Annotated in this window: 20 protein-coding genes; 11 read left to right on the plus strand and 9 right to left on the minus strand. The window is 37.5% G+C overall.

Annotated features, from left to right (window positions below):
* Positions 1-392: 392 nt before the first annotated feature.
* Positions 393-1,550 (minus strand): cysteine desulfurase family protein, encoded by a 1,158-nt coding sequence (locus KG732_RS01025; RefSeq protein WP_213520359.1) that lies wholly within the window; start codon positions 1,548-1,550, stop codon positions 393-395.
* A 73-nt stretch (positions 1,551-1,623) separates the two neighbouring features.
* On the opposite strand from KG732_RS01025, the gene KG732_RS01030 reads away from it, so the two are divergent.
* Entirely contained in the window at positions 1,624-2,598 is a 975-nt protein-coding gene (locus tag KG732_RS01030) for a hypothetical protein (RefSeq protein WP_213520361.1), read from the plus strand.
* On the opposite strand, the gene KG732_RS01035 is transcribed toward KG732_RS01030, so the two are convergent.
* Both KG732_RS01035 and KG732_RS01040 read right to left on the minus strand, forming a co-directional pair.
* Complete coding sequence (locus tag KG732_RS01035; RefSeq protein ID WP_213520363.1) at positions 2,567-3,097, minus strand: Smr/MutS family protein; 531 nt, start codon at positions 3,095-3,097, stop codon at positions 2,567-2,569. The genes KG732_RS01030 and KG732_RS01035 overlap by 32 nt on opposite strands.
* 3 nt (positions 3,098-3,100) lie before the next feature.
* A complete protein-coding gene (locus tag KG732_RS01040; protein WP_213520365.1) occupies positions 3,101-3,307 on the minus strand; it encodes a hypothetical protein in 207 nt (68 codons plus the stop codon).
* 104 nt (positions 3,308-3,411) lie between these two features.
* Between KG732_RS01040 and KG732_RS01045 the strand changes: the two genes are divergently transcribed.
* From KG732_RS01045 to KG732_RS13005, 3 genes are read left to right on the plus strand one after another with little or no spacing between them, the layout of a single operon-like run.
* Positions 3,412-5,418 carry a T9SS type A sorting domain-containing protein gene (locus KG732_RS01045; RefSeq protein WP_213520367.1) on the plus strand — a complete coding sequence of 669 codons (2,007 nt, stop codon included), beginning with the start codon at positions 3,412-3,414 and terminating at the stop codon, positions 5,416-5,418.
* 43 nt (positions 5,419-5,461) lie between these two features.
* Positions 5,462-5,716 carry a DUF2752 domain-containing protein gene (locus KG732_RS01050; RefSeq protein WP_213520369.1) on the plus strand — a complete coding sequence of 85 codons (255 nt, stop codon included), beginning with the start codon at positions 5,462-5,464 and terminating at the stop codon, positions 5,714-5,716.
* Positions 5,717-5,776: 60 nt separating this feature from the next.
* A complete protein-coding gene (locus KG732_RS13005) occupies positions 5,777-6,139 on the plus strand; it encodes a CCC motif membrane protein (RefSeq protein ID WP_292891718.1) in 363 nt (120 codons plus the stop codon).
* Positions 6,140-6,242: 103 nt separating this feature from the next.
* On the opposite strand, the gene rocD is transcribed toward KG732_RS13005, so the two are convergent.
* Complete coding sequence (gene rocD, locus KG732_RS01060) at positions 6,243-7,520, minus strand: ornithine--oxo-acid transaminase (RefSeq protein ID WP_213520371.1); 1,278 nt, start codon at positions 7,518-7,520, stop codon at positions 6,243-6,245.
* 186 nt (positions 7,521-7,706) lie between these two features.
* On the opposite strand from rocD, the gene rlmD reads away from it, so the two are divergent.
* From rlmD to KG732_RS01080, 4 genes are read left to right on the plus strand one after another with little or no spacing between them, the layout of a single operon-like run.
* Entirely contained in the window at positions 7,707-9,125 is a 1,419-nt protein-coding gene (rlmD, locus tag KG732_RS01065) for a 23S rRNA (uracil(1939)-C(5))-methyltransferase RlmD (protein ID WP_213520373.1), read from the plus strand.
* Between the two features lie 6 nt (positions 9,126-9,131).
* Complete coding sequence (locus KG732_RS01070) at positions 9,132-10,637, plus strand: TlpA disulfide reductase family protein (RefSeq protein WP_213520375.1); 1,506 nt, start codon at positions 9,132-9,134, stop codon at positions 10,635-10,637.
* Complete coding sequence (locus KG732_RS01075) at positions 10,634-11,146, plus strand: DUF6452 family protein (RefSeq protein WP_213520377.1); 513 nt, start codon at positions 10,634-10,636, stop codon at positions 11,144-11,146. Before KG732_RS01070 ends, KG732_RS01075 begins: the two co-directional genes overlap by 4 nt.
* Entirely contained in the window at positions 11,127-11,822 is a 696-nt protein-coding gene (locus KG732_RS01080; protein WP_213520379.1) for a DUF6048 family protein, read from the plus strand. The genes KG732_RS01075 and KG732_RS01080 overlap by 20 nt, the downstream gene beginning before the upstream one ends.
* Positions 11,823-11,905: 83 nt before the next feature.
* On the opposite strand, the gene KG732_RS01085 is transcribed toward KG732_RS01080, so the two are convergent.
* The 3 genes from KG732_RS01085 to ruvX form a co-directional block, all read right to left on the minus strand.
* Positions 11,906-12,301: a DUF5606 domain-containing protein gene (locus tag KG732_RS01085; RefSeq protein ID WP_213520381.1), complete on the minus strand. Its 396-nt coding sequence runs from the start codon at positions 12,299-12,301 to the stop codon at positions 11,906-11,908.
* A gap of 91 nt (positions 12,302-12,392) precedes the next feature.
* On the minus strand, positions 12,393-12,986 hold the full coding sequence (def, locus tag KG732_RS01090; protein ID WP_213520383.1) for a peptide deformylase: 594 nt from the start codon (positions 12,984-12,986) through the stop codon (positions 12,393-12,395).
* A gap of 124 nt (positions 12,987-13,110) precedes the next feature.
* Positions 13,111-13,524, minus strand: a complete 414-nt coding sequence (gene ruvX, locus KG732_RS01095) for a Holliday junction resolvase RuvX (protein WP_213520386.1) — start codon at positions 13,522-13,524, stop codon at positions 13,111-13,113.
* Between the two features lie 101 nt (positions 13,525-13,625).
* Between ruvX and KG732_RS01100 the strand changes: the two genes are divergently transcribed.
* Positions 13,626-14,441: a 2,3,4,5-tetrahydropyridine-2,6-dicarboxylate N-succinyltransferase gene (locus tag KG732_RS01100; protein WP_213520388.1), complete on the plus strand. Its 816-nt coding sequence runs from the start codon at positions 13,626-13,628 to the stop codon at positions 14,439-14,441.
* Positions 14,441-15,529, plus strand: coding sequence for a glycosyltransferase family 9 protein (locus KG732_RS01105; protein ID WP_292901277.1), 1,089 nt, complete (start codon positions 14,441-14,443; stop codon positions 15,527-15,529). Before KG732_RS01100 ends, KG732_RS01105 begins: the two co-directional genes overlap by 1 nt.
* Positions 15,530-15,575: 46 nt before the next feature.
* Here the strand turns inward: KG732_RS01105 and KG732_RS01110 are convergent, their stop codons facing one another.
* Positions 15,576-16,406: a glycosyltransferase family 2 protein gene (locus tag KG732_RS01110; protein ID WP_213520390.1), complete on the minus strand. Its 831-nt coding sequence runs from the start codon at positions 16,404-16,406 to the stop codon at positions 15,576-15,578.
* 114 nt (positions 16,407-16,520) lie between these two features.
* On the opposite strand from KG732_RS01110, the gene KG732_RS01115 reads away from it, so the two are divergent.
* On the plus strand, positions 16,521-17,285 hold the full coding sequence (locus KG732_RS01115; RefSeq protein WP_213520392.1) for a glycosyltransferase family 2 protein: 765 nt from the start codon (positions 16,521-16,523) through the stop codon (positions 17,283-17,285).
* On the opposite strand, the gene KG732_RS01120 is transcribed toward KG732_RS01115, so the two are convergent.
* Positions 17,256-18,104, minus strand: a complete 849-nt coding sequence (locus KG732_RS01120; RefSeq protein ID WP_213520394.1) for a glycosyl transferase — start codon at positions 18,102-18,104, stop codon at positions 17,256-17,258. The genes KG732_RS01115 and KG732_RS01120 overlap by 30 nt on opposite strands.
* Between the last annotated feature and the right edge of the window lies 1 nt (position 18,105).

The following is an 18,105-nucleotide window of genomic DNA, read 5'->3' on the forward strand; positions in this document are numbered from 1 at the left end:
ATGAGAGACTATTAAGCTTAAGAAGAGTAGTTTGTTTAACCTAGGTATGAGGTATGAGGTATGAGGTATGAGGTATGAGGTATGAGGTATGAGGTATGAGGTATGAGGTATGAGGTATGAGGTATGAGGTAAAATTAAAAAATCAGATAGGAAAATCGCCTTTTTATTTGTTGATTTTTTGAGTTGTGTTGTTTAAAAAGGGTCATCTGATTTCGCCAAGCTAAATTCCAAGGTTGTAAAGATTGCATTCTTTTTAAAACATAAAATCGCAAGAAGAACCGCTGTAATCTTAAAAACAGACTTGCAAAAAACTAGAGCGCTTTTTATATGGATCACTGAAAACATCAGTTAAAACCATGAGATTATAAAAATGAAAACTTCTCTAGAGAATGTTAAACCACCATTGCTTGTAGGTACTCCTTCAAAACACCAACTACGTAGTCCAGCTCTTCTTTTGTGTTGTAAATCGAAAAGCTAAAACGCAAACTAGGCTTGTTCAAATCTTCTTCTGAAAGAACACTGGTCAATACATGAGATCCTTTTTGAGAACCACTCTGGCATGCACTTCCTTTAGAACAAGCAATACCTTTTAAATCCATAGTAAATAATAACATCGCAGCTTTATCTGCTGGACATGGTAAACATACGTTCAACAGGGTATAAGTACTGTTATTATGATCGCTACAATTTCCATTAAATTTGACTCCAGGTACATGAGCTTCTAATTGTTCTTTAAAATAGTTTTTAAGATCCAGCACATAAGCGCGATCGTCTTCTAAGCTATCATAGGCCATTTTCAAAGCGAGGTCCATGCCTACAATATTGTGGACACTCTCAGTCCCTGCTCTAATACCTCGTTCTTGAGATCCTCCTAAAATAATAGGTTTCAAACCTGTTCCTTTTCTTACAAAGGCAAAACCTACACCTTTAGGCCCATGAAATTTATGTGCAGATACCGCAGTAAAATCCACAGCCAACGTAGCCAAATCCATTTCATAATGCCCAATCGATTGCACGCAATCGCTATGAAACAATGCATTGTGTTTTTTACACAAAGCTCCTACTCGATCAATGTCTAACTTATTCCCAATCTCGTTATTAATATGCATCAAGGAAACAAGTGTTTTCTTATCGCTTGAAGAAAGTAAGCGTTCTAAATCTGTATAATTGGGCGTACCACATTCTTTTAATTTCACATGTGTGATTTCAGTACCGTATTTTTCGGCACAGTAATCTACTATGTAAATAACCGCATGATGTTCTATTGAAGAGGTAATAATACGTTCTACTCCAAGGTCGCGTACACAACTATGAATAGCGAGGTTATCTGCCTCTGTACCACCAGAGGTAAAAATGATTTCGGCTGCAGTAACGTTGAGTTGAGCCGCAATATTTTTACGAGCAGTCTCTACTAGCGACTTGGCACTACGCCCATACGTGTGCGTGGAGCTAGGGTTACCATGTACTTCACTCATTACGTCAGTCATTCTCGCAATCACTTCTGGCCTCATTTGAGTGGTCGCTGCGCTATCTAGATAAACTTGTTTCATATCAGCAAAAGTAAATTATTTACAATAAAAATGACCCTTTAGCGCTTTAATATGATTCACTACTTTTGTAACCATGAAAAAACTGCTGTACCTTATTTTCCCTATAATTTTAATAGGCTGTGATGATGGAGATATCATTACTAATGATTTTGATTTTGAAGATGCTAGCGTAGAAGCCTGTGACCCTACTCTTGTCTCAGGTAGTGTGTATAATTATGTTTTTTATAAAAACGAAAATACCAATTTTGAAAGCTTGGTGTTGCAATTTGCTACTCCAGAAGATGTCTTGAACCTAGAGGGAGACTATGGACCATTCCCAATAACACCTAACGGACCCAATACATTTGAATATCGGAAATTCAATGCCGCCCCAGGATCTAATTATTACTGTAACAGCATCCCACCTAGTTTTCCAAGTGTCACAGAAGTATACACCGCCATGGCTGGAGGTATTTATATAACAACTGAACCACGCACTGATGATGATAATGACGGTATTCCAGCCACTGCAGAAGGAGCTGTATTTATAGATGGTGTGATTGATCCCATATCTAGTCAAGATAGTGACGGTGACGGTATCCCAGATTACCTAGATATTGATGATGACGGGGATAATGTGCCAACTGCTCAAGAAGGGGTTGTTTTAAACACCGATGGAAGTGTAAATATAGCTGCTAGCAGGGATACTGACGGAGACGGAATACCAGATTATTTAGATACTGATGATGATGGAGATGGCGTGCTTACCATTAACGAAGATACCAATCGCGATCTAGATCCTACTAATGATATTGCCATTGGCTCTAGCGTTCCTAATTACCGAGACTTTTCTGTTAGCGCATCAGCTAATCCAATAATCGTCCAATACCGCGAGCATAGTATACAACGCATCACCCAACTGCGCATCAGTATTACCAATCTGAGCTTACAAAATGAGCTAGAAGAAATTGTTTTTGAAACCTATCCTTTTGGAGATTTTCTAAAGGAAGCTATTGAATTGAGTTGCACCCCCCCTTTTACGGGTTCTGGTGGATGTATATTTCAGTAGCACCGCGACCATACTTTTGGTAATCGGCGTCATAAAACTTAATGTGTTCATACCGCTGAAAGAGAAAATAAAGTTCTTCTTTGAGCACTCCTTGGCCTACTCCATGTATAAAAACGAGTTTTGGAATGCGGTTTTGGATGGCCCATTCTATTTGATGCCTTGCGGTATCTACTTGAAGATTTAGTTTGTCATAAGCATCCATTCCACGTTCTGATGTTACCAGTTGGTGAATGTGTAAATCCACTTCAACGGCTGGAATAAAAGCCGCTTTTTTTCTAGAAACCTGTCTTGTTTTTGGTTTTTTAGGCGCAGGTTCTTCCTTGCGCACCACATGGGAAACTTTGAAAGACCTGTCTAAAATCAACTCCCTTCGATGGTACGATATTTCTATGCCTTCATCTGTTAATATGGTTATTTGTTCCGCTTTCGCGAAAGCGACCACCCCGCCAAAATCATCGTCCAACACCAATACCCGATCACCTATTTTAAATCCAGACATATGCTATTCTTCTTCATCATTCAAATGATCGTCTTTGTGTTGCACCCAATGATTGCTTGCTCGGTATGCCCCAAACATAAGAGACAGCAGTCCCAAGGTCTTGAAATAGACATTTACCGTCTCTATAAGGATAGAATACAATAAAAAAATAGCTCCTAGCAGGATCAAAAATCCGTTGATGAGGGGTGTTTTTTTGTTCTTAATCGGCATTTTTTTTATTTGAACTAATTTATGGCACAAATCTATAAACTTATCTAAAACTATTGAGGATAAGGATCTTAAAATTCTATTTTTACTTTGTTAAAGTTCCTATTATGAAAAATGTACGGTGTTTATTATTAGCTGTTTGCGCCTTTCAAGTGGCCGCGGCTCAGCTTTGGGTAGTTGGTGATAATTTCGTTTACTCCAAAGGAACGAGCATTTATGTTAAAGATAAAATCAACCTAGATACCAATTCAAAAATATACTTAAGAGAAGAAGCTCAATTACTGCAAGAAAATAATGTAGCTAATGAGGGAAATGGCCTCATTTCTGTTTTCCAAGAAGGTACTTCTAATGAATTTACTTACAATTACTGGTCTGCACCAGTGAGCAATCAATTAACTGGAATCAACGGTAACGTGGGATTTAATAATACACAAATTAAATATCCTACTGTAGACACTTCCGACACAAACATCACCTCTACTGATTTAACTACTGAGGCAGGAGACTCTCAAATACTTGCTTACGGGGTACGAAATGGGATGTCTGATGATGGCAATACAGGTGGGACTGCATTGCGGATTGCCGGAAGATGGTTATGGACTTATGATAGTGGAGGCAATCCTCTTACCGGTTACGCGGGATGGACGATATTTAATGGAACACAAACTACTCGCACTGGTTACGGCTTCACAATGAAAGGAGTGCAAGATATGGGAGGTCTTAACTATGGTATATTCAATAATGGCGAGGCGGGACAACGATATGATTTTAGAGGTCGTCCTAACAATGGAACAGTTCTGGTAGGAGTAGGTAATGACAATGGTACACTTGCAGGTAATCCTTATCCAAGTGCCTTAGATTTAAAAAGATTTTTAGAACATAATGCCAAAGACACCGGGGCCAATACCGTTAAAATGGATCCATGGGTAGAATTTTGGATTTCTCAAGAAGAAACATCTCATTCCTTAACCAGTTACTTAGGGGGTTATGCTAGATATGTACCGATGGGTTTTGATGTTGGAACGGACAATGGATACGCAAACAGTGGGACCTACTTAGAGCCGATTTTTAGAAGAACAGATAACAATGGTAACATAGTTACTAGTTCAGCGCAACTCGCTGGAGGTGGAATTACTGCAAGTCAAAGCTCAACAGATGGAAAGAGAAGGTATGCCGCCATTGGTCAAGGTATTTTTATATCCAGAACAACTACTGATGTGCCAAACACATCAAATTCTTTTTTACAAGGAGCAACGCCTAATATTACTACTGGAGTGCTATTACCTGGAGGCCAAATAGGGGAACAAATTGAATTTAATAATGCTATGCGCGTATTGAAAAAAGAAGATGGGTCGTCTTCTATTTTCAAATCTGCTCCTGGAAATACCAGTTCTAACCCGCAAGATGCGCTCATTGCACATCAAATACCTAAGATGGTTATAAATGTTATTCCTAATGGATTATATGTCAGACCACTCACCTTTGCTTTTGACGATAGCACTTCACAAGCTTATGACTTTGCTTGGGAAGCTGCTATTTCTGGAAGAATAGCAACAGATGCTTATATTAAAATAGGAACTCATGGGGAATTTGGCCTTTCTTCACAAGCATTTGATGAAGACATGATTTTACCTATTGGAGTTCAAATAGATAGTAGTAATACCACTCCAATTGAGGTAGAGTTTGAACTTGCTTTTTTAATCAATTTTAATCCTGCAAACGTTTATTTACACGATACTCAAACTAATGTATATCACGATATCAAATCTGGAAACAAAACCTTACTTATTGCCCCTGGACACCATGCCAATCGTTTTGAAATCACTTTTAAAAATACTTCTGGAACCCTAAGTAATAATATCATTAAAGATAGTAATTTTGATATTTTCCAAAATAACAACAACAAAGAATTGACCGTGTTAAATCCCAAGCTAAAAGAAATCGTGAATATTTCTTTGTACGATCTTGCTGGAAAGCAATTATTCTCTATCAGGCCTACTTCTATTGAAGCGAGTTACCGTTACAATACCGCTTCTTTATCAAGCGCTATTTACATTGCTAAAGTCACCACTAATGAACAAGAAACAGCTGCCAAAGTAAGTGTTTCTAACTAATACACTACCCATATTTATGAATGAGAGTTGGATGCTGCCTTGTATGAGTAAACAATTAATAGGATTAGACTGTCCTGGATGTGGCATCCAACGCTCTATATCTTTATTGTTAGATGGCCGTCTAGAAGACTCCTTTTTTATGTACCCTGGATTGTTTCCAGGTATGTTTTTATTCTTATTTCTAATTTTTGATTGGTGGGCAAATGTGAAATATGGGGAGCACATAAAACTTTGGGCGACCATCATTACCATAGGTACTATTCTTACCAGTTTTATAGCTAAAATGGCAATTCATTAAAAATTATTGTAACATTGCAAGGTAGTGATCAACTAACCTGAAATTTAAAACCGATTAACCATGCAAAAATTAAACACCACCTTAGTATACATCTTATCTGTTATCGGATTTTTATGCTGTTGTGTATACGGTATAGGAACCATATCTGCTATTATAGCACTTGTAGTAGCAAACAAAGAACTCGCTAAATACCATGCCAACCCAGATGAGTATGTAAACGCTAACGCAATGAAAACTGCAAGAACTGTTGCCATTGTTTCTTTAGTCCTATCATTTATCGGATTAACATTTGTAATATGGTCATTAGTTAATCCATGTGTATTTTTTGATTGGTACATAGGGGTGTTTGAAGGAATGGAAGGAATGCCAGCAGAATCCATGGAACAACTATATCAAGCCGCTGAAAAAGCTGGATGTAGATAAATCTTATAAAATCATACTTAAAAAGGGAAAGCTCGCGCTTTCCCTTTTTTTGTTTTAAGACTTAATAAGTCAGTAGTACTGAGGTTGGTTTTGTACTTCCATCTTATTCGAATTCTTTCAGTGTTTTAATAATAATTGAAATACACTCGTCAAGTTGGTCTTTAGTCATCACGAGTGGTGGTGCAAATCTAATAATATTTCCATGTGTAGGTTTAGCAAGCAATCCATTATCTCTTAACCTTAAACAGATGTTCCATGCCGTCTTGCTATCTTCTGTATCGTTGATGACAATAGCGTTCAACAAACCTTTACCTCTTACCAAAACAACTGTATCAGTTGTTTCAATGTACTTATTAATTTCAGCTCTGAAATAGTTTCCTAACACACGAGCGTTTTGAATCAAGTGTTCATCCTTCACCACTTCAAGTGCTGCCATTGCTACAGCAGCTGCTACAGGATTACCTCCAAAAGTAGAACCGTGTTGTCCTGGCTGGATCACATTCATCACTTCATTATCTGCTAATACAGCACTTACAGGATAAGCGCCACCAGACAACGCTTTTCCTAAAATCAATATATCCGGACGTGCGTAAGTTTTTTCTTGTCGTTCACAATGTGCTTCACAATTACAATCTCCACATACCGCTAACAAACCACCAGTTCTTGCGATTCCGGTTTGGATCTCATCTGCAATGAATAACGCATGGTATTTTTTACACAAATCACGAGAAGACCTCATAAAATCATCATGCGGTGTAAATACACCAGCTTCTCCTTGAATAGGCTCAATTAAAAATCCTGCTACATTTTCTTCTTGAAGTGCTTTTTCTAAAGCTTCTGTATCATTGTAAGGGATCTTAATAAATCCAGGTGTATAAGGACCAAAGTTTTTGCGGGCCCCTTCATCATTGGAGAAGGAAATAATCGTCGTTGTACGACCGTGAAAATTATTTTCACAAACAATTATTTTTGCTTCATGCTCTGCTACTCCTTTTTTTTCATACGCCCATTTACGTGCAATCTTAATCGCTGTTTCCACAGCTTCAGCACCAGTATTCATTGGTAATACCTTGTCAAACTGAAAATATTCAGTCAAGTACTTTTCGTACCATCCTAGTTTATCATTATGAAAGGCTCTTGAAGTAAGCGTCAACGTTTGGGCTTGTTCATTCATCGCATTAACAATAGCAGGATGACAATGGCCCTGATTCACCGCACTATAAGCACTTAGGAAATCGTAATACTGCTTTCCATCTACATCCCAGACATAAACCCCCTTACCTCTTTCTAGCACTACGGGTAACGGATGGTAATTGTGTGCTCCGTGCTGGTCTTCTAAATCTATATAATGTTGTGCTTTGCTCTGTGTATCCACGCTCATAGTTGTGCTTTTGTTCTTTTGACGCAATTTAACCATTTCGATGTGAGGATTAAAACAATACGCTTTAAGAATTTGCGAAATTCTGAATTCAAACCCAACTACTTCGCTGTTCAACGATTCTATAAAAACCTATAATTGTGGTGCGTGTTGGAATATACTGGTAGAATTACATTAATTTTGTCACCTATGTCAAAACGAATAAAAAGAGCTCAAAAGTCCTTTGAAAATGTACCCGTAGTAGATGCTGGCGCAAGAGGTAAAAGTGTTGCAAAAACAGAAGAAGGTGAAGTAATTTTCCTTACAGATGCAGTCCCTGGCGACGTGGTTAACATACAAACCTTTAAGAAAAAGAAGTCCTTCTACGAAGGGAAAGTAACTAAATTTATTGAATTAAGCGATAGACGCACCACGCCCGTTTGCAAGCATTTTAACACCTGTGGAGGCTGTAAATGGCAACACATGACTTATGAAAGTCAGCTGTATTTTAAGCAAAAAGAAGTCTCTGAAAATCTAAGGAGAATAGGTCACTTAGAACTTCCAGAAATGACTCCTATCGCTGGCTCTTCAGAACAATACCGCTACCGCAACAAAATGGAGTTCAGTTTTTCTGCAAACCGTTGGTTGACTCTAGAAGAGATTCAAAGTGACATAGAAATTGAAGATAAAAAGGCACTTGGTTTTCATATTCCTGGGATGTGGGATAAGATTTTACACCTGGACGAGTGCCATCTACATCCGCAAATAGGAGAGGATATTAGGTTGAGTGTGCACGCTTTCGCGAAAGCGGAAAACATATCCTACTTCAACCCAAGAGAAAAATCTGGAACACTGCGCACGTTAATGCTGCGCATGTCTTCTACCGGAGAAAATATGGTAGTGATCCAGTTTTTTGAAGATAATGAAGCGCAAAGACGGGCCTTATTAGATCATTTAAAGGAAACCTTCCCACAAATTACTTCTTTGCAATACATCATCAATGCAAAGGCAAATGACACCATTTATGACCAAAACGTGATTTGTTATCATGGCCGTGATCATATCTATGAAGAAATGGAGGGTTTGCAATTCAAGATCAATGCCAAGTCATTTTATCAGACCAACAGCAAGCAAGCTTATGAACTATATAAAATCACAAGAGACTTTGCTGGACTTACTGGAGAAGAGCTGGTCTATGATTTGTATACAGGAACAGGAACCATTGCACAATTTGTAGCAAAACAAGCAAAACACGTTGTAGGAATTGAAGCTATTCCTGTAGCTATAGAAGATGCTATAACCAATGCAAAGCATAACGGTATAGAAAATACCACCTTCTTTGCAGGCGATATGAAAGAAGTTTTTACACAAGACTTTATCGATGAACACGGACAACCCGATGTCATTATTACCGATCCGCCACGAGACGGTATGCATAAAGATGTGGTCGCTCAATTAATAAAATTAAGTGCAGCACGTATTGTTTATGTAAGTTGTAACAGTGCAACACAAGCGCGTGATCTGGCATTACTAGATGAGAAGTATACCATCGTTAAGGTACAACCGGTCGACATGTTTCCTCAAACACACCATGTGGAGAATGTAGTTTTATTAGAATTAAAAAAATAAGATACAATGAAAAATCTATTTTGCGCTATAGCGCTCGTTATCCTCTCTAGCTCTTGTAAAGAAGCTCAAGAAGACGTTAAACAAAAACAGAATACCGTAGTTATTTCTGGTCATCTACAACTTACTGATTCTTTAGAATTAGAAAAGATTACGGTTTATGGTTATGACATGATGAGCAAAAAGTCCTTCCAAGAAGATGCTCTAATAAATGAAAATGGTCAGTTTACCACTTCCTTCCCTTTAGCGTCGGCAAGTGCGCTTACTTTATACGGCAATAATAGTTTTCAAATTATAGCCATTCCTGGAGATAGCATTTTCATCAACTATACAGAAGGTAAAGATGAAGCCGCTTTTAAAAAGAACCTCAACTTTGGCGGTAAAACTGCAGCCACTCAGAAAAAATTTCAAGAATACCTCGCGAGCAATCCACTAAAGACTGAAGCCTTTTATAAGAAAGAAAGTGAGCTGGGTTACCAGGACTTAGAAAAGCTTATCGATGACCAAACTAAAAAACTTAACGACTATTATAAGAACTACTTGGATGATACAACACTCAACAAGTACCTAAAAGACTACATCGCAACAGATAAGAAGTTTGCTGTTATCAATACAAAAATGGATTACGCCTCTTTTGCCAAGTACTACGGTAAAAAAGTACCAGAAATGGACAGTCCTTATTACAAAGAATTGATTCATTTACCTGAATTGACCGAGGAAGATTTGGTCAATACGAATGCTGTCAATAGTATTCTATACAACAACCATGCTTATGCTTCTAGAGAAATAGAAAAAAAATTCCCTGAAGCAACTCCACAAGAAATCGATCAGGTGGTCATTGAAAGTGCTCTTAAAGAAGGTAGTTACCTGAGCCAGCATACTGTTTCCATGCTGGTAATGGGAGATTTAGACGACCATTCTACAAAGCTCTATGAAGATAATTCTGAGCAGCTTATGGATTATTTAAAAGACTCTTCCCTGCTTACTGCCATTCAACAAGAGTATAAAAAAACTAAAGACCTTATTGAACAACCACAAATTCCTGCTGAAGCAGAATTACTAACGTTTAAAAGCGATGATGCAGCTACGTTTCTTGAAGAAATCATAAGCAATGCAAATGGCAAAGTAATATACATCGACAACTGGGCCACTTGGTGTGGGCCTTGCAAAGCAGAGTTTAAAGAAGCTTCTCCAGCACTTCACGAGAAATTTAAAGAGGATGTAGAGTTTGTTTATTTATGCCATGCCAGTAAAGAAAAAGCATACATCCCCTCTATTGCAGAGTATCAGATTAAAGGAAAACACTATTTCTTAACCGAAGAGCAAGGAAGCATTATTCAACAGCAAATAAATCTAGAAGGTTTTCCCACCTATACTATTTTTGACAAAAAAGGAAACCGCGTTCTTTCTGATTATATTCACAGACCTAGTTATGGACCTACTTCAGATATTTTAACAAAGCTGGTTTACGATAAAGAGGTGGATATGGCAACTAGCGCTAAGCAATTAAAATGAATAAATTCTCCTGCATACTTTTAATCCTTACCACAGCAGTTCTATGTGGCAGTTGTGAAAAAGATGATTTGTGTACACCAGATCAGGCGGTAACCCCTAGACTGGTTATTGAGTTTAAAGATCTGTTGAATCCGCTACAGAATAAGGCAGTGGATCGCATCCAAGTTCAAGAAATAGGAAGTAGTACTTTTGCCCCTCTTAATACCGACGGGTCAACCACACTGAGCAATACAGAAAGTATCTCTATTCCTTTGCGTACCGATAGTAGCAGGACCAGTTATAACCTGATTCTCACAGAAGATGGAGTTGTAAATTCAGACAACATAGACTTCAACTATATTCTTGGAGAAGCATATGTCAGTAGAGCTTGCGGTTTTAGAGTTGTTTACAATAATCTTGTGGCTGTTCAAACAGTAGAGACTACTGGAAATCAATGGATAGAAAGAGTGATTATAGTAGAAGATCAGGTAACGAATAATACAGACGTACATGTTCAAATACTTCATTAGCATATTACTTCTTCTCTCCTGTTTGTTGAGTACCGCTCAAGGCGAAAACGAGATCAAAAATGACAGCCTCATCTATCAACAAGCATATGGACTGCGCGCTGGTATAGACCTTGCTAGTTTGATAAGAACTGGTATAGACGAAGATTATACTGGTTTTCAAATCCTAGCAGATTACCGAATGTCAAAACGATTATACGTCGCTGGTGAACTAGGTGCTGAATCTTTAAATAAAACTAGTGAACGTGTTGATTATAAGACTTCAGGTTCCTTTATAAAAGCTGGGGTCGATTACAACTTTTATCAAAATTGGTTGGACATGGATAACATGATCTATGGAGGCGCTAGACTAGGTTATGCAACTATGTCACAAACACTACATAGATACGATTACAATATAGATAACAACTATTTTCCTGTTTTTACTAATGTTGTTGATAGAGAGTTTTCTGGTTTGAATATGATTTGGTTAGAAATCCAATTTGGATTTAAAGTACAGGTTTTGAATAACCTCTACCTAACTGCAAACCTTCAATTAAAACGACGACTTTCAGAAAAAACACCAGAGAATTTTGACAATCTATACGCACCAGGATTTGGTAGAACATTTGATACTAACGACATAGGTGTGGGATATTCCTATGGAATTACCTACCGCATTCCGTTTGTTAGAAAGTAGTTTTTATTCAATAAAATTTTAAAACGCCTTTCTATTTTAACTTTAACGTAAAGGCTTTTTAAAATTTTCAACACACTAGGGTGTTACTCTTCCTCTAGAGCTCCTAAAAGGTCATTATTTTGAAGCAAGTTGTACCATTGTATTACCTTTTTAATATCACTGGCATAAACACGCTCTTCATCATAGTCTGGAAGTACTTCATTAAAATAATTTTCCAATTCCTTTTTACCTACCTTGTGGTTGATCGCTGGACCGTTAGTTTCCTTTTCGGCTATTTTTTTTAAAACCACTTTTAAAGGCATTTCTTTCGTGTAAGTGTAAATAGAGATATCTTTAAGAACACTTACATTGTGATTGATACCTACAATAGAAGTTTTTTTATCTAACAAAGATTCTACTACAAAGCCGTTTTTAGCCTTGCTTTTTAATTGGTACAACCCTGGCTTACCTGTTATGGACAATATATTTTCTAAACTCATCTTTTTCTTTTTTAGCGGCGCAAATATATATCATTACACCTAACCTTAGTAATTATGTAAACACTTCACATTTTTTTTGTGAAGATGGTTGTTATTGCCTTCTTCCTTTGACCTCCGGAAAACGCATGCGGTAATCCACATCAGTTTTTCCTTTTGATATGTTAGAAAGCCTGCCTTTTATCAACCGCTTTTTAAGACTTGAAATTTTGTCGGTAAACAAAATGCCTTCTATATGGTCGTATTCGTGTTGTATCACCCGCGCAATTAACCCGCTATACGTAGCTGTATGTTCTACAAAGTTTTCATCTAAGTAACGGATCACCACTTCTTCTTGACGGTAAACGTCTTCCCTTACATTAGGAATGCTCAAACACCCTTCATTAAAAGCCCATTCCTCCCCATTTTCTTCTATGATCTCAGCATTAATGAATACCTTTTTAAATTGGCCAAGTTGTTCTGACTCTTCTTGAGGAAGTTCTGGATCATCTGAAAAAGGAGTGGTATCTACTAGAAACAGTCTAATAGGCAAGCCCACTTGAGGTGCAGCAAGCCCAACTCCGCTAGCATTATACATGGTTTCCCACATATTTTTAAGAATTTCTATAAATTGTGGGTACTCAGGAGTAATATCCTTTGCTTTTTTTCTTAAAACGGGATCGCCATAAGCGACTACTGGTAAAATCATGTTCTTAAACGATTAAAGTTCAATGCCTATTAATAAATAATAAACTTAATTATTTTTCTTTTTAAAACTATTGATGCGCTTGTTGATCAATATGATGACAAGAACACTAGAAGTTTTATAGCGTTCATCTTTTGCGTTCCATATAACTCTGTAAAATAATAGTCGCTGCTATTTCATCCACTAAAGCTTTATTATGTCGTTGCTTTTTCTTTAGACCATTAGTAAGCATACTCGCATGAGCCATCTTTGATGTAAAACGTTCGTCCTCACGTTCTATTTTTACATTGGGAAACAATTCTTGTAATTGTAACGCATATGTCCGCAACCATGGTCCTAGCTCACTATCCGTGTAATCCATTTGCTTAGGCTCCCCCAAAATTATAGCTTGCACCTCTTCTTTGCCCAGGTATTCCTGAAGAAAAGCGGTTAAATCGCGAGTGGCTACAGTGGTGAGTCCAGAGGCAATAATTTGCATAGGATCAGTCACTGCTATTCCTGTTCTTTTTTTACCGTAATCGATTGCTAGTAATCTTGCCATACGTTTGCAAAAATAATCAAATGAAAAAGGATGTACTAATATGCTAGCTCCAAAGAAGCAATTCAAAAACTTTGCCCCTATATTTGTAAAAATAATAGATTGTGAATCAATTAAGAATTGTTGTAGAAAATGCTTGGGAAGATCGTTCCCAATTAGAGAATAGAGTCACTCAAAGTGCTATTAGAGAAGTGGTAGATATGCTAGACCGCGGTACGCTGCGCGTTGCAGAACCTACTGAAAATGGATGGATCGTTAACCAATGGATCAAGAAAGCTGTCGTTTTATACTTCCCCATTCAGAAAATGGAAACCATAGAATGCGGTCCATTTGAGTATCACGATAAAATACCATTAAAAACAGGTTATAAGAGCAAAGGAATACGTGTAGTACCCAATGCTGTAGCAAGACATGGGGCTTATATCTCAAAAGGGGTGATCATGATGCCTTCTTATATCAATATAGGTGCCTACGTAGGAGAAGGCACTATGGTAGATACATGGGCAACCGTAGGAAGTTGTGCTCAAATAGGTAAAAATGTGCATTTAAGTGGTGGTGTGGGTATAGGTGGAGTTTTAGAACCTCTTCAAGCAGCGCCTGTCATTATAGAAGACAATTCATTTATAGGCTCGAGGTGTATCGTGGTAGAAGGCGTTCATGTAGAGTCGGAAGCTGTTTTAGGCGCCAATGTTGTACTCACAGCAAGTACTAAAATTATAGATGTTACAGGCGATCAGCCTGTTCAATATAAAGGTCGTGTACCAGCGAGATCTGTAGTCATACCTGGAAGTTATGCTAAAGAGTTTCCGGCGGGAACTTTTAACGTTCCTTGTGCATTAATCATAGGACAGCGCAAAGAGAGCACTAATAAAAAGACGTCCCTTAACGATGCTTTACGGGAGTACAACGTAGCCGTGTAATGAGGATATTGCTCATTCAATATCAAATGCTGGGAGATGTGCTTACAAGCACTATCATTGCAGATCAGCTGAAGATTACCTTTCCTGACGCTCATCTAGATTACCTTGTCATAGCACATGCTGATGCGCTGGTACAACATCACCCTGCGATCGATGGACTAATTAAAGTCTCCAAATTTGATTTTGATAAAATGAGTGGAGTGATCTCGCTTTCGCGAAAGCTAAAACACAAAAAATACGACCTTCTTATTGATGCTTATGGTAAAAATAATACTGCCTTATTATCTCTATTATCAGGTGCGAAACAAAGAATAGGTTATCATAAATGGTTTTCAAGTCTGGCCTATACCGATGTTGTAAAAAACACTCCTGATCCTTCTATTTACAAAACTGGTCTTGCCTTAGGAAGTAGAATGCTGCTCACCTCACCTCTCACCAAAGACGTACAATGGCATTTAAAACCAAAAATTTACCTCACCGATTTAGAAAAAGCAGAAGGAAAAAAATGGCTGTATCAACAAGATATTGATCTTGAACAACCCCTCACCATGGTAAGTGTTTTGGGAAGTAATAAAAACAAAACCTTACCCTACGCCTACATGGCCAAGGTTTTAGATAGGTTTGTAGCTGCTACTGCATCACAACTGCTTTTTAATTATATCCCTAGTCAAAAAAAAGAAGCGCAGGCTGTTTTTGATTCCTGTTCTGCCCAGACTCAACAACAAATTTTTATCCATGCTTTTGCACCAAGCATCAGAGATTTTCTTACAATAGTATCTCACTGTACTGGTATCATAGGAAATGAAGGAGGTGCTATAAATATGGGAAAAGCACTTGACATCCCTGCATTTACTATTTTCAGCCCATGGATCAATAAGGCCTCTTGGAATGTCAATGAAGATGATAAAAGGCACCTCTCGGTGCACTTAAAAGACTACCGACCAAAATTATACGATAACTTACCCCCTAAACAGTTGAAAGCCCAAGCCATTAAGTTGTATCAACAATTCATTCCAGAATTAATGTTTGGAGATTTAGATCGATTTATTAAAGAAAATTATAGTTCGGTAATGATTTCATCAAAATAAATACAATCCAATTGAAAGGCTATCATTAAGGCTGTTTTAATACAACTTACTTCTCTTGCTTTACAATTCCAAAGAGAGTAAAGTTCCTTTTGTCATCTCTTGTTGCCTTTCTAATTTCCTTGTTTTTGTCGATAGAATCTTGATTTTTATAGCCCCGAGCGTGATCCAAGTGCAAACAGATTGCACTATACCTTATTTGCTTGGATTTGATCCCATAATTAAATAGGCGCTCTCCTAATTCACGATCCTGACCACCGTACTGCATGCGTTCGTCAAAACCATTGATCGCTATGAGGTCTTTTAACCAACCGCTGGAATTGTGTCCATTCCAACTTGCATTGGTAGGGGTGAGGTTTTCCATAATTTTTGCGGTGACAAAGCCTGAATTCAGTTTTTGATTTTTATAGGAAGCAGGCAATCCATTACGTTTTAACCACTCTAAGTCAAAACAACGTTGAATGGCTATATCCTCCTCGGTAATTTTTTCAGAAAGCCCTAATGGTAACTTGTAATAACCTCCAGAGAGAAAATGTCCTGGCTCCCGACGCTCATAGTGTATTTGAAGAAAATCTTCTCTGGCTATACAGTCACCATCAGACATTACCACATACTCAGCGTTACAAGCCATGAGTGCTTTATTTAAAATCATACTCTTCTGAAAACCCTTATCTTCATGCCATACATGAATTATTTTTTTTGCGCTTTTCTGTTGATAACGCTCTATAAACTCCTTGGTTTCTTTATTAGAGCCGTCATCTGCGATAACAATCTCAAACTGCCTAAAAATCTGATGCTCATAACTCCACAAGGTTTTTTCTAACCAAGGAATAGAATTATAAGTACTTATTACAACCGATATGGATGGGTCTTTAATCATAGAAGGATACTAGTAGATGATGTCGCACAAATTTAATGATATAAGCTGGGTATTTAAGATAACAAAGTTATTTTTGCTACTGTTTGATTATTATCATGTAGATTAGCTGCCATAATGTTAAAATACCCCATCACCGCTATAATACCAGCCTATAATGAAGCCCACAATATTGTTGAGGTTCTAAAAAGCGTGGATTTTTGTGACGAAATTATATTAGTAGATAGCAATAGCACTGATAATACCGTAACGCTAGCGCAACCCTATTTTGATAAATTACTTTCTAGAGAATACATTCACAGCGCCTCCCAAAAAAACTGGGCAATACCCCAAGCGACTCATGAATGGATCCTATTGGTAGATGCCGACGAACGAGTTACCCCCGCATTAAAAGAAGAAATTATCCAGTTGATCCCTAACTTAACGGCTAATGGCCACGCAGGATACTGGATGGGAAGACGTAATTTCTTTATGGGAAAGCAGGTGCGTTATAGCGGATGGAAAAACGATAAGGTAATACGCCTATTTAAAAAGTCACATTGTAAATACGTAGACAAACATGTGCATTCTGAAATTGAAGCAGATGGAACAATAGGCTGGTTAGAAAATAAATTATTGCATTACAAATACGTTAGTATTGATCATCATGTAAATAAACTACAACGCTATGCCAGCCTGCAAGCCCGCGATTTTGATAAAAAAGTAGGGAAAATAACTTTATTTCATGTTGTTGTTAAACCTTTTTGGGGGTTTTTCAAACATTACGTCATTCAACTCGGCTTCCTAGATGGTTTTGTAGGTTTTTCTATTGCCTATTTGAGAAGTTACGGGATTTTTATGAGGTACGTAAAACTATGGTTGTTGCGCAGAGGTATTGATTAACTTTCTCAGTTCAGGGAATTCATTAAGAATATTTTCCATTTGAGTTCGATTATAGTCTCTATCAACGTTTATTTTCTTAAGCGATATTTTTTGGGTTCCTGAAATAGGTATAGGTTCAGGAAGGTCATATCCTGATGGCACACTATTATTTCCATTTAAAAGTGCCATCACTTTAAACCAAGGATCGTCGTTTTTAGGAGTTATTCTCATGAATGTCTCCAAATCTGTAACTTGATTGCTTAAGACATTAGGTGGATATGCAACTGTAAATGCACCAATAGGCATGAACCAGTTATCATCGGCAGTTTCTTTAGTAGCGTACTTCCATTGTGGATAAGGAAGTACTTTTCCTTCTTTATCAAATGATATATTACGGCCTCTGTGTGAAGTAACTTTACTTGGATTTTTAATCGCAGCCTCATACAGTTTTGATAATGTTGAAGGATGATAGATGACATCATCATCTACAGTAATAATCATATCTTGCGGAAATGCTTTTACACTGTGAATTAATTTTCTATGACTAAACGTATAATCTGAATAACGTATCTCTAATAAACTTTGAGTTAAAGAAGTCAAAGTTTCTGGCAAGTGACCTTCTAAATCTTTGTGCAACCAGAGAACTATTTTTTTCGGTTTACAGTCTTGTAGCAAAACACTTTTAAGCGTGATGTGAATGGTTTCTAATCTAGATGGAATTGAAGTAAGCGAGACGATTGCATCAATCTCAGGAACATTCCTATCTATTAATTCTTCACCCTTCACTTTGTTCAATCTCCAACTATTGTACAAAGACGACGGCCATTCTTTCAATTTCATA

Origin of the sequence: Nonlabens sp. (assembly GCF_018401815.1) — a bacterium.
Classification (GTDB): domain Bacteria; phylum Bacteroidota; class Bacteroidia; order Flavobacteriales; family Flavobacteriaceae; genus Nonlabens.

Bases quoted from the DNA above. Each gene is read 5' to 3' on its own strand.
- KG732_RS01025 (WP_213520359.1), bottom strand. From the start codon at position 1,550: ATGAAACAAGTTTATCTAGATAGCGCAGCGACCACTCAAATGAGGCCA.
- KG732_RS01030 (WP_213520361.1), top strand. From the start codon at position 1,624: ATGAAAAAACTGCTGTACCTTATTTTCCCTATAATTTTAATAGGCTGT.
- KG732_RS01035 (WP_213520363.1), bottom strand. From the start codon at position 3,097: ATGTCTGGATTTAAAATAGGTGATCGGGTATTGGTGTTGGACGATGAT.
- KG732_RS01040 (WP_213520365.1), bottom strand. From the start codon at position 3,307: ATGCCGATTAAGAACAAAAAAACACCCCTCATCAACGGATTTTTGATC.
- KG732_RS01045 (WP_213520367.1), top strand. From the start codon at position 3,412: ATGAAAAATGTACGGTGTTTATTATTAGCTGTTTGCGCCTTTCAAGTG.
- KG732_RS01050 (WP_213520369.1), top strand. From the start codon at position 5,462: ATGAGTAAACAATTAATAGGATTAGACTGTCCTGGATGTGGCATCCAA.
- KG732_RS13005 (WP_292891718.1), top strand. From the start codon at position 5,777: ATGCAAAAATTAAACACCACCTTAGTATACATCTTATCTGTTATCGGA.
- rocD (WP_213520371.1), bottom strand. From the start codon at position 7,520: ATGAGCGTGGATACACAGAGCAAAGCACAACATTATATAGATTTAGAA.
- rlmD (WP_213520373.1), top strand. From the start codon at position 7,707: ATGTCAAAACGAATAAAAAGAGCTCAAAAGTCCTTTGAAAATGTACCC.
- KG732_RS01070 (WP_213520375.1), top strand. From the start codon at position 9,132: ATGAAAAATCTATTTTGCGCTATAGCGCTCGTTATCCTCTCTAGCTCT.
- KG732_RS01075 (WP_213520377.1), top strand. From the start codon at position 10,634: ATGAATAAATTCTCCTGCATACTTTTAATCCTTACCACAGCAGTTCTA.
- KG732_RS01080 (WP_213520379.1), top strand. From the start codon at position 11,127: ATGTTCAAATACTTCATTAGCATATTACTTCTTCTCTCCTGTTTGTTG.
- KG732_RS01085 (WP_213520381.1), bottom strand. From the start codon at position 12,301: ATGAGTTTAGAAAATATATTGTCCATAACAGGTAAGCCAGGGTTGTAC.
- def (WP_213520383.1), bottom strand. From the start codon at position 12,986: ATGATTTTACCAGTAGTCGCTTATGGCGATCCCGTTTTAAGAAAAAAA.
- ruvX (WP_213520386.1), bottom strand. From the start codon at position 13,524: ATGGCAAGATTACTAGCAATCGATTACGGTAAAAAAAGAACAGGAATA.
- KG732_RS01105 (WP_292901277.1), top strand. From the start codon at position 14,441: ATGAGGATATTGCTCATTCAATATCAAATGCTGGGAGATGTGCTTACA.
- KG732_RS01110 (WP_213520390.1), bottom strand. From the start codon at position 16,406: ATGATTAAAGACCCATCCATATCGGTTGTAATAAGTACTTATAATTCT.
- KG732_RS01115 (WP_213520392.1), top strand. From the start codon at position 16,521: ATGTTAAAATACCCCATCACCGCTATAATACCAGCCTATAATGAAGCC.
- KG732_RS01120 (WP_213520394.1), bottom strand. From the start codon at position 18,104: ATGAAATTGAAAGAATGGCCGTCGTCTTTGTACAATAGTTGGAGATTG.